Consider the following 15,741-nt stretch of genomic DNA (forward strand, 5'->3'; position numbering starts at 1 on the left):
TTTTTAGACGAAAAGTTACGTCAGGGGGCGCGCCAGCGGCTGACGGACGACGAATTGTCCTCAGGCAAAGGTATCCACGGCACTCAGGCTGGGCCGGCTGCGTCCGCCTGCCGCTGGCGCGATGGCGATCTCGCCGCCCGTTACGCCGCCGCCCTGGCCATTGCCACGGCGTCCGCCGGATGCTTCCCGGTTACCCTGGTCCTGCTGTTCCGGCGTGCCGGCCGAGACGGTGGCGCTGCCAAAGGCGATGCCCGCTTCGCTCATCATCTCGCGCAGGCGCGGCATGGCCGCTTCCAGCGCCTGGCGCACTTCCGGCTGGGCCGACATGAAGGCGGCATCGGCCTGGTCATTGGTGACTGTCAGTACCACTTGCACAGGTCCCAGGTCGGGCGGATTCAAGGTCAGGGTGGCGCTCTGGTCGCCGCCGGCCGCCATCCACACGACTTTCTGTCCCAGCTGCTGGTCCCAGGCCGGCGTGCCGACCCGGCCCGTCAGCTTGTCGGCCGGCACGGCCACGGCGGCTGCGGCCTGCTGCAGCGCGCCCGGCTGCAACTGGGCCGCCAGGCGGCTCAGGTCGGCAGGTGTTTCCTTGATGATCGGTTCGGCCACGGCGGCGCCCGCCTTGGCGGTGGCTGCCAGCTGGGCGTCGATGGCCAGCTTGCCAGGTTCGGCCTTGCCGGTTGGCACGCTGGCGCCCGGTGCGGCGGCCGTCCTGCCCTGGGCCTGGCCCAGGCTGTCGGCAAAGTCGCCGCCGTCGGCTTGCGCGATGACGGTGGCGGCAGCCTTGCCGCTGCTCTGGCCCGCTGCCAGCAAGGGGCCCGCGGCCGGGTTCTTGCCGTCGGCCTTGACGCTGGCGCGCGCGGGCAGTTCCGGCACGGCCTTGGCGGCTGCGGCCGGCGGCTGGATGGCCAGCTGGATGCTGCCCACCAGGGCCAGCATCTCGGCGGCCGGATCGGCTGGCGGCGCGACTGTCGCGGTAGCGGGGGCGGCGGGTACGCTGGCCTCGGCCGGGGCGCTGGCGTTGTCGGCGGTGGCGGGCGCGGCCGCCTCGCTGGACTGCGCTGGCGGCTGTTCGCTGCTGGCCGCCTGTTCGGTACCCGTTGGCGCCGGTTTCGCTTCGCTGGCTGGCGCCTGGGCCGGTGTGGCCGCAGGGCTGGTAGGGCTGGCAGGACGGGCCGCCGGCGCCGGCGCTTGTACTTGCGCCTGTGCCATATTGCGGCTGGCCTGGCGTTGCTCGATCTGGCGGTTCAGGGTGCGCTGGAAGTCGCCCGCCGTGCCGCTGGTGGTCGGCTGGCTGCGGTTGGCGGCGCCCGGCGTGGCGTTCGGCGAGATAATCTGGGAAATCGGTGTTGGCTGGGTTTGCATGATGCTGCCTCAGTGTTGCTTAGCGTTTGTAATAGGCTTGTCGCGCCGCGTGCTCATCCATTGCTTTCTGGTCGCGCTTGTTTTCCAGCTTCAGCGCCTGTTCCTGCGCCCGGTTGTTCAGGGTGGTGTACGACATGCGCTTGCGTTCGGCCAACTGCCAGCGCATCTTTTCATTGTCGCTGCGCGCTTGCGCATGCTCGACTACCTGCTGCTGGCCCAGGATGGCGCTGTCGAGCTTGACCATGAAGGCCTGGAAGTTGCGGTAAGCCATGGGCGTAATGCCGCTGCTCATGCTTGTCTCGAAGCGCTTGGCGTAATCGTCGCGGTAGCCTGACAGCATGTCGAGCTTCTGGCGGCAATCGTCGAGCGCTTTCAGGGCCGCGCCCAGGCGCTTGGCGCAGTCGTCCGTTTCGCGCTGGGCAAGGTCGATCAGGGTTGCAAGTTGGGAAGGAGAAGCCATGGCTGATTATATTCCCGCTATGCAAGCCCTAATCAGTCGAATAGAGCGGTAAGTTGCCCCAAGCTCTCGTCCATGCTGACCCGCTCCGTGATTTGCTGTTGCAAAAACGCCTCGATCTTTTCATGCAGGGCGATGGCCTGGTCCAGCACGGGGTCGGTGCCGGCGCTGTAGGCGCCCACGCTGATCAGGTCGCGGCTGCGTTCATAGCGCGAATACAGCTGTTTCAGCTTGCGCGCCTGCTGCTGGTGTTCGTGCGTGGTAATCGAGTGGGCGGCGCGCGAAATCGATTGCTCGATGTCGATGGCGGGATAATGGCCCGCTTCGGCCAGGCGCCGGTTCAGCACGATATGGCCGTCGAGAATCGCGCGCGCCGAGTCGGCGATCGGGTCCTGCTGATCGTCGCCCTCGGTCAGCACGGTGTAGAAGGCCGTGATCGAGCCGCCGCCTTCCTCGCCATTGCCGGCCCGCTCCACCAGCACGGGCAGCTTGGCGAAGACGGACGGCGGATAGCCCTTGGTGGCGGGCGGTTCGCCGATGGCCAGGGCGATTTCGCGCTGCGCCATGGCGTAGCGGGTCAGCGAATCCATGATCAGCAGCACGTTTTGCCCCTGGTCGCGGAAGTGTTCGGCAATCGCCGTCGCATACGCTGCCCCTTGCAGGCGCATCAGCGGCGGCGTGTCGGCCGGCGCGGCCACGACGACGGAGCGGGCCAGGCCTTCGGGGCCCAGGATCTGCTCGATGAATTCCTTGACTTCGCGTCCCCGTTCGCCGATCAGGCCGACGACGATCACGTCCGCCTCCGTGTAGCGGGCCATCATGCCCAGCAGCACGCTCTTGCCCACGCCGGAACCGGCGAACAGGCCCATGCGCTGGCCACGGCCCACGGTCAGCATGGCGTTGATCGAGCGCACGCCCACGTCGAGCGTGTCGACGATGGGCGCGCGGCCCAGGGGATTGGCGGGGCGTACATTGATGGGGGCGCTGTCCGTCGTGTGCAGCGGGCCCAGCTGGTCGAGCGGGCGGCCCGCGCCGTCGAGCACGCGGCCCAGCAGTTGCGGACCCACGGGCAGGTGGCGCGCGCGGTCGCTGGGGCGGCGGCGCGGGTGCGCCACGCTGCCGGGACGGGGAATGGCCGGTTCGACGGAAAACACGCGCGTGCCGGGCACGATGCCCTCGACGTCGCTTTGCGGCATCAAGAACAGGCGTTCGCCTTCAAAGCCGACCACTTCCGCCTCGACCCGGCCGCCATTCGGCAGCGGCACGGTGCAGGCGGCGCCGACGGCCAGGCGCAGGCCCACGGCTTCCATCACCAGGCCGGCCACGCGCGTGACGCGGCCTGAAATCTGCATCGGTTCGACAAAGCCGACCACGGCCGTACAGTCGCTCAGGTAGGCGCGCCAGCGCGCCGCATGGGCAGCAGGGCCTTTGACGGGCTCGCTCACGGCGCCAGCCAGTCCAGGTCTTTGCCCAGCGCATGCGTCAGGCGGTGCCAGCGGGTGGACGTCTGCGCATCGATCTGGTTGCTGGCCGTGTCGATCTTGCAACCGCCACGTTCCACGGACGGGTCTTCGATGACGCGCCAGCCGCCCTTGTCGAGCTCATCGCCGATGCCGTCGCGCACCACTTGCGCATCGTCCGGGTTGAGCATCAGCAAGGCTGGTTGTTGTAGTACAGGCAAGTATTCGATGGCTTCGCGCACCATCGGCAGCATCAGCTCGGGGCGCACGGGCAAGGCCGTCTTCAGCATGCCCTTGGCCAGCTGCAAGGCCAGTTCCATCACGTCATTGGCGATCAGCTCGTCGGCCTGGTGCACGGCCGTGCCGAAGTCGACGGCGATGGTTTGCAGGTGCGCCAGTTCCACGGCGGACGCCGCCTTGCCTTCCGCATACGATTGCGCATGGCCGTCGGCATGCCCGGCCGCATGGCCTTCCGCATAGCCGGCCGCGCGGCCTTCGTCGAAGGCCGTGGCGCGCGCTTCCTCGCGGATGGCGTCGAGTTCTTCCTGCGTCGGGTATTCGAGCGGCGGGGCCAGCTCTTCCTGGTGCAGCTCGCCGTAGGGATCGGTTTCCGGATCGATTTCGGGCTCGGGGTCCGGTTCCAGCAGCTTGCGCGCCGCCACCACGCTGGGACGCTCGTCGCCAAACGAGGTCATTTCCCAGCGCTGGTAGGCGGTTTGCTGCTCTTTGGGAATTAAACTAGACAAACGAATCCTCGCCTTTTCCGCCTAAGACAATCTGTCCCTCGTCCGCCAGGCGGCGCACGATCTGCAGGATCTGTTTCTGCTGCGATTCCACTTCCGACAGGCGCACGGGGCCTTTCGACTCCAGGTCTTCGCGCATCATCTCGCCGGCGCGCTGCGACATGTTCTTGAAGATCTTGTCGCGCAGCTCTTGCGAGGCGCCTTTCAGGGCGATGATCAGCATTTCCGACTGCACTTCGCGCAGCAGCAGCTGGATGCCGCGGTCGTCGATATCGATCACGTTGTCGAACACGAACATTTCGTCCATGATCTTTTGCGCCATGTCATTGTCGTAATTCTTGATATTGTCCATGACGGAGCCTTCCTGCTCGCCGCTCATGAAGTTCAGGATCTCGGCCGCGGCGCGCACGCCGCCCAGCGACGATTTCTTGATGTTTTCGTTACCGGACAGCAGTTTCGTCAGCACGTCGTTGAGTTCGCGCAAGGCGGCCGGCTGCACGCCGTCCAGGGTGGCGATGCGCAAGACCACGTCGTTGCGCAGGCGGTCGGTAAAGTGGCCGAGGATTTCGCAGGCCTGGTCGCGTTCCAGGTGGACGAGGATGGTGGCGATGATCTGCGGGTGCTCGTTGCGGATCAGCTCGGACACGGATTGCGAATCCATCCACTTCAGCGATTCGATGCCGGACGCATCCTTGCCGCCCAGGATGCGCGACAGCAGCACGGATGCCTTGTCGTCGCCCAGCGCCTTGGTCAGCACCTGGCGGATGTATTCGTCCGAATCGAGGCCGACGGTGGAATTGAGTTCCGTCTGCGCGCGGAAGTCGTCGAGCACCTCGACCACCTGGTCGTGCGCGATGCCCTTCATGGTGGCCATGGCGGCGCCCAGTTTCAGCACTTCGCGCGGGCCGAGGAATTTCATGACCTCGGCCGCTTCGCTCTCGCCCAGTGCCAGCATCAGGATCGATGCTTTCTGCAGTCCCGTTGTCTCAGTCATTATTGCCTATCCATGCTTTGATTACGTTGGCCACGACGCGCGGGTCTTCCTGCGCCAGTTTCCGGGCCATCGCCAGGTTTTCGCGATAACCGCGGGCCGTATCTTCTTCCAGTTCTTCCAGCTCCGCTTCGCTGAGCAGGACTTCGTTTTCTTCGCCGTCCTTGCTCAGTTCCGGCTCGATGACGGGCGGCGGGGCGCCGAAATCGTCGATCTTGCGCATGACCGGGCGCAGCATCGGGCGTACGATCTTGATGAATATATACAGCAGGATCAGGGCCGTGATGAGGAATTTCGCCAGTTCCTTGGCCAGCGGCAAGTTGGCCGGGTCGCGCCACCACTCCAGCTTGCCTTCCGGCGCGCGGTCGATGCCGTCGAAGGGCGAGTTGGCCACGCTGAAGCTGTCGCCGCGCTCCTTGTTGTAGCCCATCGCTTCCTTGACCAGATTATTGATCTGGATCATTTCTGCTGGGGAAATCGGCTTGACCGTGACCTTGCCATCCTTGTCGAAGCTGCGGCGGTAGTTGACGACGACGGCCACCGACAGGCGGCGCAGGCCGCCCATGGATTTCTGTTCGTAGCGCACGGTCTTGTCGACTTCATAATTCGTCGTCGATTCCTTCTGTGTCGGCGCCGTCGGCGCGCCGCCCGGGGCGCCCGGCGCCTCGGCCGTCAATGGCGCCGTGGCTACGCCTGGCGGCTGGTTCGACAGCGCGCCCGGCACGCCGGACGGGTTGGCATTGCCGGCGCCCGTCGATTCGCTCGTCTGCTGGCTGCGGATGGTGGACGCTTCCGGCGGGGAATTCGGCTTGTAGGTTTCGGCCGCCTGCTCGCTTTGCGAAAAATCAACATCGGCCGTCGCTTCGGCGCGCACATTGCCTTCGCCGACGATGGGCAACAGGATCGATTCGACTTGCTTGATCACGCTTTGCTGCAATTGCTGCACGTACTTCAGCTGGTTCGGATCCAGGCTCTTGATGCCGTTGGCGCGGTCCTTGTCCTTTTCCTGGTTCGACAGCAGGGTGCCGGCCTGGTCGACCACGGTGACATTGATTGGCAGCAATTCCGGTACGCTGGACGCCACCAGGTGCACGATGGCGCTCACCTGCAGCTGGTCCAGGCCGCGGCCCGGGTGCAGGTTCAGCAGCACGGAAGCCGTCGGTTTTTGCTGTTCGCGCACGAAGACGGACGGTTTGGGCAGGGCCAGGTGGACGCGCGCCGTGTCGACGGCGGACACCGATTCGATCGATTTCGCCAGTTCGCCTTCCAGTGCGCGCTGGAAATTGACCTGTTCCAGGAATTGCGACACGCCCAGCTTCTGGTTTTCCATCAGCTCGAAACCCACGTTGCCGCCTTTCGGCAAGCCTTGCGCGGCCAGTTTCAGGCGCGCGTCGTGGACTTGCTCGGATGGCACGAGAATGGCGCCGCCGCCTTCGGAAAACTTGTGCTTGATGCCCAGCTGGTCCAGCGATGCGGTGATGGCGCCGCCGTCGCGGTCCGTGTAGTTGGAAAACAGGACCTTGTATTCGGGCGGCTGGTTCCACATGTACAGGGCCACGCCGATGGCGACCAGTGCCGCCACGCCCAGGCCGCGCAGGAAATTCTTGCCCATCGGCGTCTTGGCGAACGCTTGTACGGACTCCACGGGCGAGCGGGCAGGCGCCGGTTCCGGCGGTATGCGGTTCACATCGATTTCTTCGGCTACAGCCATGATTGCCTTCCAGGGCGGTGTATTTACGTGTATTGGGTGGTGCGTGGGGGCCGCTTCCTCGGGAGGATTGGGCGATATGCAGAATTATCCGCCACTGTCATGCGCTTCAATCGTCCAAATAGAAGGCGCTTTTGCCGCCTGCTCGGCCGAGCGGCTGGCGTTGGCGCTGGTATTGTGGAACCCTGGCAACATGTGACGGAAGTTATTGTACCCGTCGTTGCCTTGCAAGCCAGGGTTTTGTTCTCTGGGTGCAACAGGCATGGAACAGTTACGAAGCACACCAGAATCGGGAGGCAAAGTGAAAACAGGCGGTATCGATAGCAGCAGGATCGAGGCGATGATCGCGCAACTGAAGTCGGCGGCCACGCGGCCGGAGGCGAAAATACCGGCGATCCAGACCGAGATGCCGGCGGCGAAGGTGAATTTCGCCGATGCCTTCAAGAGCGCGCTCGACTCCGTGAGCGGCGCGCAAAAAGCCTCGTCCGCGCTGGGCCAGCGCTTTACCATGGGCGACGAAAAGGTCAGCCTGTCGGACGTGATGGTGTCGATGCAAAAGTCGAGCATCGAATTCCAGGCGACGGTGCAGGTGCGGAATAAATTAGTTTCTGCATATCATGAGATCATGAACATGCAAGTGTAAACGTCGCACCAAAGCTACTGCGCGGCGCCCTTTGCGGCCTGCGATGCTCGCTGTACTTCAGTACAGCTGCGCGTCTCGGCCGCAAATCATCGCCGCTCGCTACGCTTTGGCGGGACGTTTTGTGGCCTTCAATTCTTCCTTAACCCAACCCAGCCATGCGGGCGTTGCGCTCGCGCTCCAGGCGCGTGATATAGCGCTGCACGTGCGCCAGCATGCTGCGCGGCAGGTCGACGAATTGGCAGCCGAGTCGGCGGTTCAGCTTATTGTTTAGCAAGGTCATGTCCAGCGAGTTGCGAATTTGCAAGGTCGCGGTGACGATGCCGACGTCGGGCAAGTCGATGCGGCAGCCGGGATAGTCCCGGCCGATGGTTTCGCCCAGCATCAGTTTATTGTCGAGGATAGCGATGCCGCCGCAGCTGATGTCGGCCAGCGGGAACAGGGTGTCGGCGCCGCCCAGCGAGGGCGGCAGGGGAATCGCCACGCGCACGGGATTGCTCACGGGCGTAGTCATGCGGTAATACTCGCGCCGCTGCAAACGGATCAGTGTTTCTGGAATGGCAATTTTCAAGGCGGGCGTGCCGCCGTAATTGCACTCTTCCACCAGGGCGCTGGCAAACAGGATGCGGATCTTGTCGAGCGAGGTTTCAAACGAAATGCCCTTGGCGGCCACCATGCGCCGGTTCTGGTCGGCGTTCACGGAACGGTCGAGGATGACGCTATCGTGGTCGGCATCGACTTCCAGGATGGACGTGACGCACACATCGGATTCACCGTGGATCAGCATGCGGATCAGCTGGTTCTTTTCGCCTATGCTGCGCAGCAAGGCGATGATTTCCCGCCGCGATTCCACTTCAAAATCATGCCAGTTTTCGAGGCCGGAATCCATAATATGTGCTTGCATTGATGCCTGTCTATGTATCGGTGAGGTTGATGCTGGTGTCGGGCGGCGGCGGGATGGGCCCGCCATTCGCAGATTCAATATGATATAACCAGGCCAGCAGTTCCGCAATCGCCCGATACAGGCCGGGCGGAATCTGGCGGTCCAGGTCGACATCCATCAACAACGCCACCAATTCCTTCGATTCATGCACGAAGACGCCGTGTTCGCGCGCCGTGCTGATGATCTGGTCCGCGATCAGGCCGCTGCCCTTGGCCACCACCTTGGGTGCGGGCGCGCCGCTCTGGTAGGCCAGCGCGACGGCCGTCTGCGGCACCTTGCGCTTGGTGTCGTCAAGCATCGTCCGCTTCCGTTGGCTCGGCGGCGTCCGGCTTGCCGGCGATCGTCAGCGACGTCAATGGCCAGCCGGCCGCGGCTAGCGACGCTTCCAGCGCCGCCGCATGCTGGCGCAAGGTGTCGGCGCTGCCTTCGCTGCCCGCTTGCAGCTGGATGGCCACGCGGCCGCCCTGCAAGACCACGTGCGCGGCCAGGTCGCCCAGCAGGGGAAACTGGAAGCGCACGTTGCTGCGCCAGGCCGTCGCTTCCCCGTCGCCGTCGCGCCCATCGTGCTGCTGTCCTTCCGGCGCATCCTTGCTGATATCCCACTGCATCTTCTGGCCGGGCCACGCTTCGCCCTGCCATTGCACGCGCGCCTGTTCGTGCGTATGCAGCTGCAAATTGATCAGTTGCGCCGAGGCAAGGTCGGTCCCCGTCCTGGCCGCCTCGCCTTGCGGGGCTTTCTGCATCTGCGGCTCCAGCAGCAGCGACGCCAGCGGCCGCTTGCCTTCGGCCCATTCGGCCACATGCGATTCATAGAACAGGCCGCTGCTGCCCACCGCCTCCTGCAGTTTTTGCGCCACCTGGGCCGGAGCTGCGCCCGGCGTGGTCATCAGCGGCGTCTTGCCGACCAGGGACAGGGGCGCGCCGGGCACGCTTTCCGCCTGGCTGAGCACGGTGCTGATGGCGCGCGCGGTGGTGCTCAGCTCGGGCGCGGGCGTGTCGCCCGCCAGGGCGGGCAACAGATTGGCCGGCGTCAGGGGTGCGCGGCTGAGCAGGGTGGCGGCCGTGCTGCTGGCGCGCGTGCCCGCCTGGGCGGCGCCGGGCTGGGGACCGCGCGTTTCAGCGGCGTCCGGTTCGGCTTCCGCATCCGCATACGTCAGCAGGGCGCTGGCGGGCTGGTCGCGGTTATTGCCGATTTGAAAAGAGGGGCGGGGATTGATGCCGATCAAGGTCAGCGGGATTTCCGTGCCAGGCTGGGCGCCGGCGGGCAGCTGCATGCGGGCCGGCGTACCGGCCACGCGCACGAGAAAGCTGCCGTCGCCCATGCGGGCCAGCACCTGTCCCTGCATGGATTTGCCGATGAGTCCCTGCAGCGAGCGCTGGAACTCGGCCTGGCGCGGGTCGGCGACGGTGTCGGCCGGGCGAGTGCCCTTGATCGGGGTCAGGGGCGTCATGCCGATTGCATCCATCTTCGGCAACATGATAGCGGACCTTGCCCCGTGGGCGCTTACGCGCCGTAGGCGTTTGCCAGGCGCCGCTCGGTGCCGGTGCTGCTGATCAGCTTGGACAATTGCGCCATCCACGGCATGGTGAGGTCGCGGATCTTGCGGTCGTCTTCCAGGATCTGCTTGATCAGGGCGACCTTGCGCTGGCGGCCAGCGCTTTCCAGCACGACTTTTTCTTCATTCGCCTTCAGCGCGGCCACATGCGTGCTGATGCGCTGTTCCAGCGCTTCGAGCGCATCCCAGTCGGCATTGGTGGCGGCGGTCACCATCTGGCCCGTCAGGGTCTGCATGGCTTCGTAGGTGGTCAGGACTTCTTGATTCGTCATCATGGGTCAGGCGCTCGCAAGGCTGGGCATACGTTTCAGATCGGCGCCAGGCATGGCGGCGGGAGTGGCGCCGATGGCGTTCCAGGTTTCGCGCAAGTCGGTCAGCAGGCGCTGCACTTCTTCCAGCAGGGTAATATCGTTGTGCAGGTTGGCCGTCAGCAGGCGCGCACTCATGTATTCATACAGGGCGTCGAGGCCTTCGGCGATCTGGCCGCCCGCTTCCTTGTCCAGGCTGGCGCGCAAGCCATTGTCGATGATCTGGATGGCTTTCGAGATGGACTTGCCTTTTTCCGGCACATTGCCCGATTTCATGTGCATCTGCGCGCTGAGCACGGCCACCAGGGCGCCGTCGTACAGCATCACGATCAGCTTGTGCGGCGAGGCCGAAACGATGCCCGTTTCCAGACCGACCTTGGCATAGGCGTTGACGCCGCGTTGTTGGGTTCCAAACATGTAATTCTCCTGATGAATGGGCTTAACGGTTGGCGGCGATGGCGGCCAGCTGCTGGGTCAAATAGCTTTGCGTGGACGTCATTTTGCTCAGTGTCACGTCCAGGCGCGAATACTGCGCGCGGTAGCGCGCTTCGATGTCCGTCAGTTTCTCGCTGAACTTGTCGCGCTGTGTTGCGATGTTCTTGATCGTTTCATTGAGGCCCTTGGAACGGTTGGTGATCATGCCGTCCGTGCCGAGGAAGGACGTGGCCAGGTTATTCAGCTGGTAGGCATAGCCCTGCGAGAAGCTGACTGTGCCGCGCGAACCGGTGGTGCCGCCCGTCACTTCAATTTTCAAGCCCTCGGCCGGTGAACCGGCGGCGCCCGTCAGGGTCTGGCCCGAACCGATCACCGGTTGTCCGCCCAAGGTGCCGGCCACGTCCGCACCCTTGACTGGCACGGAGGCGCCGAACAGGGCACTTGGCGCCGTGCCGGTGCCGCTGCTGACGGCAATATTCGAGACGGAGCCGTAGCGGCTCGATGCCAGCACCAGCTTGCCCGTGCCATCGATGGAAGCCGACACGGTGGAGCCGGCGTCGGAAAAGGATTTCACGCCGTTGATCGACGATTGGATCAGCGACGCCATCTGGGCAGGCGTGTACGTCCCGGCCGGAATGACGACCTGGGCCGTATTCTTGGCAGCGCTGGGCTCGCTATCGTTGAGCGTGATGCTCCACGTGGTGTCGCTGGCAATCGTCGTGCTGGCGGGCAAGACGGCGGCCGAGGTGATCGAACCCTGGCTGGCCATCGTGGTGATCGACAGTTCATAGCTGCCTGGCTTGGTCGCGGCGGTCGAGCTGGTAAAGGTGACGTTGCTGTCGGTCGCCTTGCCGAGTGCGGAAAACAGGCCGGCGATGTCGGTGAAGTTGGCACTGATGGCTTTGTCGAGCTTGCTGGAGTCCAGCGCCAGGCTGCCATCTTTTTGAAAGGAGATGCCGACCTGGCTCAGGGTGCTCAGATTGCTGTTCAAGCCGGTAATGGGCGCGCCCAGCTGCCTGCGCAGCTGGCTCTGGATCGATTGCGCGGTCGAATCGCCCAGCAGGACGCCGCCCTTCTTGGTTTCCGGATCATACGCCGTCATCTTGGCCATCGCCGTATTGAGGTCGTTATAGGCCTTGACGAAGGCATTGATGCTGGTCTTGACGGTGGAGGTATCTTTCTGCACCGACAAACTGGTGCTGCCGACCTTGGCAATGCCCAGAGTCACGCCTTCGATGGCCGTATCGACGCTGTTGGACGCGCTGGTAATGGCGATGCCGTTGACGCTGAAGTTCGTGTTTTGCGCGGCGCTGTTTTGCTTGAGGTTTTGCGTGCCGCCCGCATCGTACGACAACAGATCGTTCAGGGCGCTGTCCGGGGGCAGGCCGTCGCTGCCGCTCAGCGATATCTTCATGGACGAGTTGGCACCCGTCTTCGATGAACTCAATACCAGGTGATACGGTTTGTCCGTGCCGTCCGAGACGATGCTGGCCATCACGCCCAGGCCTGCGTTATTGATGGCGTCGCGGATGCCTTGCAAGGTGTTGTTGGTGGCGTCGATCACCACCGTGCCCGTCGCCTGCGTGCCGTCCTGGGTGAAGTTGGTGTTCATGTAGGCGCCACCGGAGCCTGCCGTCAGTCCGGCGGCGGCCGGATTGCTGCCGGCGATGGTGATCGGGCTGGCATTGCTCGAGGCCAGATTGATGGTGCTGGTGAGCGTCACGTTCGAGCCGTCATTGACCGAGTTCGAGGCATGGCCGATGCCGCCCTTGACGGAGCCCGTCACCACTTCTTCGATATTCAGGTTGGAACCGTCGGCGCGCGTAAATTTCAAGGTGCCGTCGGCGGCCTTGCCGGTGACGGTGATGTTGGCCGCGGCCAGCGCATTCGAGACGGCATTCGGGCCTTCCAGCGTCGTGTCGAGCGAGGCGGCCGTGATGCCGGCGCCTGCGGCGACGCCGTTACCCTGGGTGACGATATCAATGCCGCCCACGGACAGCGAATAGGTGCCGTCCGCGCCCGTTTCGATATTGCCGAAGCCGCTGAACATGGTGGCGCTGCTCGACGTCGGCTGGGCCGTGGCCGTCACGCCCGTGGTGCTGCTCTTGGCGTTGATGGCGTCGGCCAGGGCGCGCGCGCTCTTGGTGCTGGCGTCTGTGGGAATGGCGGTGCCGTTGAGTATCAGGGAGCCGTTGCTGATGCCGGTCTGTGCCGTGGTGGCGCCCAGGGCGGTGCCGCTCAGGCCGAAGGTGCCGCCGGCGAGCGAACCCAACTGGAAGGAAATCGTCGTCTTGCTGCCCAGTCCGATGGTCGACAGCTTGCTGGCCATGCCGCCCGACATCAGGGTCTGCGACTGGGCAAGCTGCGTGACATTGATGTTGTAGTTGCCGGCCACGGCCTTGGCGCCGGCACTGGCCGTCAGCACCAAGGGATCGGCGGGCGTGGCGCTGACGGCGCGGAAGTTATTGCTGTTGGACAGGGCCGACAGCGAACTCTGGAAGGTACTGACTGCGCCGCTCAAGGTGCCCATCGCGCTGAGCTTGGACTGGTAGGAGGCCGTTTTCTTGTCAAAAGTACCCAGCGGCGCGGCTTCGGCCGTCATCAGCTTGTCGATGAGGGCATTCACATCCAGGCCGCTGGCGCCGGCGCCGATGCCAACGGATGATATTGTAGGGGTGATGGCCACTGAATACTCCTAGGAAAACGCTAATATAAGCTGTTATCGGCAGAATCAATCAGGACTTGAGAGGGGGATTTACCGCGCTGTTTTCAGCGGGAGAAAAAAAGCGGGGAAGAGACGGAAAAATATTATACGAGTTGCAATAAAAAAGGGGCCGGATAGCCAGGCTACCGAACCCCGTGGTCATGCTGATGACTGCTGCCGCGATGTCGCATGTCCGTGTGCCATGCCATCATCAGGCGCTTTGGCGGATCAGCGAGCCTTTGGCCGAATCAAAGGTCTTGGCCAATTCCAGCGCTTCCCGGGTGGGAATCTGGCGCAGCACTTCCTTGGTTTCCTGGTCGATGACCTTGACGACCGTGCGCTGGCTGTCTTCATCGACGGAAAATTCCAGGCCTTGCGTCTTCATCTGCGACGACTGGTTCAGCTCCGATACCGCCTTGTCGAGCTGCTCGCGGCTGGGTTCCTTGCTGGCTTGCTGTGGTGCAACCGTGTCGTTTTCCGTGGCCGTGCGTGGCGCTGCCGGGCGGGCCGGTGGCGTGTCCGCAGACGCATAACTCTTGTCTATCCGGGCCGCGGAGGCGGCCGCTATCGTGTCGATAGTCATGGTGCTCTCCTAGTGAAAATTCCCCTGCCGAAAAAATCCGGCAGGGGAATCAGAGTCCTACGCTGTTGCGATACTAATCAGGGATTAGCCACGCAGCAGGCTCAGGACGCCGTTTGGCAGCGAGTTCGCTTGCGCCAGCATGGCCGTACCAGCTTGTTGCAGGATCTGGCCGCGGGTCATGTTGGCCGTTTCCGATGCAAAGTCGGTATCGACGATGCGGCTGCGCGATGCGGACAGGTTTTCCGTGGTCGATTGCAGGTTCGAAATCGCCGACGAGAAGCGCGATTGCAAAGCACCGTACTGGGCGCGTTGGCTGTTGACCGTTGCCAGTGCGGCATCGGCAATTTTAATTGCCAGCTGCGCATTGTCAAATGTCGTCACGTCCAGGGTCGACACGGAGTTCAGGGTCGAACCTTGCGCCGTCGCTTGACCAACTTTCAGGCCGGTAGGGGTGTTTTCCGTTACCGAGAAGCTGTTTTGCGAGTCGAAGGTCACGCGGCCGTTGACTGTGGCGGCATCGGCTGCGGCGATGATCGACTGTGCCGCTGCTTGCACCTTGCCGTCGGCCTTGTAGCCATCGACGTCGAACTTGGTGTTGGCCGTCGTGCCTTGCGTCAGGTTGATGTTCTCGCCCGATGCATTGGTCAGCTTCATACCCTTGTTGACGCTGTCGTACTGGGCGGTCACGCCGGTCTTTGCCGTTTGGGCATTGATGGCGTTGATGCCTGCTGCGTAGTCGGCTGCGGTCGATGCCGTGCCGCTGACGGCGAACGACACGGTGACAGGCGCCGTGCTTGGGTTGTCCGAACTGATGGCGAACGAATACGATTCAGCGCCCAGGTTCAGGTTGACGTCCGTTTGTGCCGAAGCGGTCACGCCCGTTTTTGCCGTTTGGCTGTTGATGTCGGCGGCGACGGATTTGGCCGTGCTGCCTTTGACGCCGGCGGCGGCTGCCGTCGTGTCGACGGTGGCGGTGCCGATGGAGCCGGAAATCGTGAGCTTACCGACAACAGCATTACCCAGCGCATCTTTTTTGACAGCCGATGCATCGTTGGCGATACGGTTGTTACCGTAGGTATTGGTCAGGAAGTTCGCGCCGCTGGCGGAAATCAGCTGATTGGCATCGGCGCCGACCTGGAAGTTGGCCGTACCCATGGTGCCGTCCAGCAGCGCCTGGCCGTTGAACGACGTGGTTTGGGCGATACGGTTCAATTCCGAACCCAGTTGGCCTACCTCGGTTTGCAGCGCCTGACGGTCGCTCGACGAGTTCGTCGAGTTCGACGATTGCACGGCCAGTTCGCGGATGCGTTGCAGGATGTCGCCCGAGCTCGACAGCGCGCCTTCAGCCGTCTGGGCCAGCGAGACGCCGTCGTTTGCATTGCGGGTGGCTTGGGTCATGCCGCGGATTTGCGACGTCATGCGGTCGGAAATCGCCAGGCCGGCGGCATCGTCCTTGGCGCTGTTGATGCGGAAGCCGGAGGACAGGCGTTGCAGCGAGGTGCTCAGGGCCGACTGCGAGGTCGACAGGTTGCGTTGCGAATTCAGGGACGAGATGTTGGTATTAATTACTGCAGCCATGATAATTCTCCAAACAGGTACTACATTGCGCTATGTGCTAGTCACTTTGGCCTGCCCCGCTGTTCCGGGACAATCAAGCCGCTGTTGTTTAGGGTAACGGTTGCTCTGCGGGAAAATTTATGGCGAAAAGTGCTTTAAATTTTAATTTTTAGCCCTTCAGTTTGCCGCCGGCCGCGCGCTAGACGACATGATTTAAAGAAACTTGAGGGTAAAAATAGTTTTATTTTCATATCGCGCGGACGCCGGCGGAAGGCGGGAAGGCGATGAGTG

General features: G+C 63.5%; 16 protein-coding genes. 1 reads left to right on the forward strand and 15 read right to left on the reverse strand.

All coding sequences use genetic code 11. The features are described from left to right. Positions 1–60: 60 nt before the first annotated feature. From VPH40_RS23850 to VPH40_RS23880, 7 genes are all read right to left on the reverse strand, one after another. Positions 61–1,365 (reverse strand): flagellar hook-length control protein FliK, encoded by a 1,305-nt coding sequence (locus tag VPH40_RS23850; protein WP_328574668.1) that lies wholly within the window; start codon positions 1,363–1,365, stop codon positions 61–63. Between the two features lie 19 nt (positions 1,366–1,384). Continuing rightward, the gene (fliJ, locus tag VPH40_RS23855; protein ID WP_077407817.1) at positions 1,385–1,825 is read right to left on the reverse strand and encodes a flagellar export protein FliJ; all 441 of its coding nucleotides are present in this window, start codon (positions 1,823–1,825) and stop codon (positions 1,385–1,387) included. Positions 1,826–1,857: 32 nt separating this feature from the next. Further along, positions 1,858–3,174, reverse strand: a complete 1,317-nt coding sequence (gene fliI / locus VPH40_RS23860) for a flagellar protein export ATPase FliI (protein ID WP_233516143.1) — start codon at positions 3,172–3,174, stop codon at positions 1,858–1,860. An 89-nt stretch (positions 3,175–3,263) separates the two neighbouring features. Then, positions 3,264–3,977 carry a flagellar assembly protein FliH gene (locus VPH40_RS23865; RefSeq protein ID WP_289911482.1) on the reverse strand — a complete coding sequence of 238 codons (714 nt, stop codon included), beginning with the start codon at positions 3,975–3,977 and terminating at the stop codon, positions 3,264–3,266. A 43-nt stretch (positions 3,978–4,020) separates the two neighbouring features. Then, positions 4,021–5,019, reverse strand: coding sequence for a flagellar motor switch protein FliG (gene fliG, locus VPH40_RS23870; protein ID WP_077407811.1), 999 nt, complete (start codon positions 5,017–5,019; stop codon positions 4,021–4,023). Next, positions 5,012–6,727 carry a flagellar basal-body MS-ring/collar protein FliF gene (gene fliF / locus VPH40_RS23875; protein ID WP_251350721.1) on the reverse strand — a complete coding sequence of 572 codons (1,716 nt, stop codon included), beginning with the start codon at positions 6,725–6,727 and terminating at the stop codon, positions 5,012–5,014. Before fliF ends, fliG begins: the two co-directional genes overlap by 8 nt. Positions 6,728–6,811: 84 nt before the next feature. Further along, a complete protein-coding gene (locus tag VPH40_RS23880; RefSeq protein WP_328574687.1) occupies positions 6,812–7,168 on the reverse strand; it encodes a hypothetical protein in 357 nt (118 codons plus the stop codon). Between VPH40_RS23880 and fliE the strand changes: the two genes are divergently transcribed. Next, a complete protein-coding gene (gene fliE / locus VPH40_RS23885) occupies positions 7,065–7,367 on the forward strand; it encodes a flagellar hook-basal body complex protein FliE (RefSeq protein WP_230539976.1) in 303 nt (100 codons plus the stop codon). The two genes, VPH40_RS23880 and fliE, sit on opposite strands and share 104 nt — an antisense overlap. Before the next feature lie 139 nt (positions 7,368–7,506). Here fliE and VPH40_RS23890 read toward each other — a convergent pair whose 3' ends face one another. The 8 genes from VPH40_RS23890 to VPH40_RS23925 all read right to left on the reverse strand — a co-directional run bounded on the left by VPH40_RS23890 (position 7,507) and on the right by VPH40_RS23925 (position 15,471). After that, positions 7,507–8,253 (reverse strand): flagellar brake protein, encoded by a 747-nt coding sequence (locus VPH40_RS23890; protein ID WP_099666871.1) that lies wholly within the window; start codon positions 8,251–8,253, stop codon positions 7,507–7,509. A gap of 25 nt (positions 8,254–8,278) precedes the next feature. Then, positions 8,279–8,605: an EscU/YscU/HrcU family type III secretion system export apparatus switch protein gene (locus VPH40_RS23895; protein WP_099666872.1), complete on the reverse strand. Its 327-nt coding sequence runs from the start codon at positions 8,603–8,605 to the stop codon at positions 8,279–8,281. Continuing rightward, a complete protein-coding gene (locus VPH40_RS23900; RefSeq protein ID WP_328574669.1) occupies positions 8,598–9,758 on the reverse strand; it encodes a flagellar hook-length control protein FliK in 1,161 nt (386 codons plus the stop codon). The genes VPH40_RS23895 and VPH40_RS23900 overlap by 8 nt, the downstream gene beginning before the upstream one ends. A 53-nt stretch (positions 9,759–9,811) precedes the next feature. Continuing rightward, positions 9,812–10,138, reverse strand: coding sequence for a flagellar protein FliT (locus VPH40_RS23905; RefSeq protein ID WP_099377935.1), 327 nt, complete (start codon positions 10,136–10,138; stop codon positions 9,812–9,814). Between the two features lie 3 nt (positions 10,139–10,141). Continuing rightward, positions 10,142–10,588, reverse strand: a complete 447-nt coding sequence (gene fliS / locus VPH40_RS23910) for a flagellar export chaperone FliS (protein WP_077407797.1) — start codon at positions 10,586–10,588, stop codon at positions 10,142–10,144. Between the two features lie 22 nt (positions 10,589–10,610). Then, positions 10,611–13,292 carry a flagellar filament capping protein FliD gene (gene fliD, locus VPH40_RS23915; protein ID WP_328574670.1) on the reverse strand — a complete coding sequence of 894 codons (2,682 nt, stop codon included), beginning with the start codon at positions 13,290–13,292 and terminating at the stop codon, positions 10,611–10,613. Positions 13,293–13,521: 229 nt separating this feature from the next. After that, positions 13,522–13,893, reverse strand: a complete 372-nt coding sequence (locus VPH40_RS23920) for a flagellar protein FlaG (RefSeq protein ID WP_328574671.1) — start codon at positions 13,891–13,893, stop codon at positions 13,522–13,524. Between the two features lie 84 nt (positions 13,894–13,977). After that, complete coding sequence (locus tag VPH40_RS23925) at positions 13,978–15,471, reverse strand: flagellin N-terminal helical domain-containing protein (RefSeq protein ID WP_328574672.1); 1,494 nt, start codon at positions 15,469–15,471, stop codon at positions 13,978–13,980. Positions 15,472–15,741: the final 270 nt, after the last annotated feature.

It is taken from the genome of Janthinobacterium sp. P210005 (assembly GCF_036231865.1).
In the GTDB taxonomy this organism is placed as follows: Bacteria; Pseudomonadota; Gammaproteobacteria; order Burkholderiales; family Burkholderiaceae_D; genus Janthinobacterium; species Janthinobacterium kumbetense.

Excerpts from the sequence above, each read along its gene's own strand:
- VPH40_RS23850 (WP_328574668.1), bottom strand. The coding sequence starts at position 1,365 with ATGCAAACCCAGCCAACACCGATTTCCCAGATTATCTCGCCGAACGCC.
- fliJ (WP_077407817.1), bottom strand. The coding sequence starts at position 1,825 with ATGGCTTCTCCTTCCCAACTTGCAACCCTGATCGACCTTGCCCAGCGC.
- fliI (WP_233516143.1), bottom strand. The coding sequence starts at position 3,174 with ATGCAGATTTCAGGCCGCGTCACGCGCGTGGCCGGCCTGGTGATGGAA.
- VPH40_RS23865 (WP_289911482.1), bottom strand. The coding sequence starts at position 3,977 with ATGACCTCGTTTGGCGACGAGCGTCCCAGCGTGGTGGCGGCGCGCAAG.
- fliG (WP_077407811.1), bottom strand. The coding sequence starts at position 5,019 with ATGACTGAGACAACGGGACTGCAGAAAGCATCGATCCTGATGCTGGCA.
- fliF (WP_251350721.1), bottom strand. The coding sequence starts at position 6,727 with ATGGCTGTAGCCGAAGAAATCGATGTGAACCGCATACCGCCGGAACCG.
- fliE (WP_230539976.1), top strand. The coding sequence starts at position 7,065 with ATGATCGCGCAACTGAAGTCGGCGGCCACGCGGCCGGAGGCGAAAATA.
- VPH40_RS23890 (WP_099666871.1), bottom strand. The coding sequence starts at position 8,253 with ATGGATTCCGGCCTCGAAAACTGGCATGATTTTGAAGTGGAATCGCGG.
- VPH40_RS23895 (WP_099666872.1), bottom strand. The coding sequence starts at position 8,605 with ATGCTTGACGACACCAAGCGCAAGGTGCCGCAGACGGCCGTCGCGCTG.
- VPH40_RS23900 (WP_328574669.1), bottom strand. The coding sequence starts at position 9,758 with ATGACGCCCCTGACCCCGATCAAGGGCACTCGCCCGGCCGACACCGTC.
- VPH40_RS23905 (WP_099377935.1), bottom strand. The coding sequence starts at position 10,138 with ATGATGACGAATCAAGAAGTCCTGACCACCTACGAAGCCATGCAGACC.
- fliS (WP_077407797.1), bottom strand. The coding sequence starts at position 10,588 with ATGTTTGGAACCCAACAACGCGGCGTCAACGCCTATGCCAAGGTCGGT.
- VPH40_RS23920 (WP_328574671.1), bottom strand. The coding sequence starts at position 13,893 with ATGACTATCGACACGATAGCGGCCGCCTCCGCGGCCCGGATAGACAAG.
- VPH40_RS23925 (WP_328574672.1), bottom strand. The coding sequence starts at position 15,471 with ATGGCTGCAGTAATTAATACCAACATCTCGTCCCTGAATTCGCAACGC.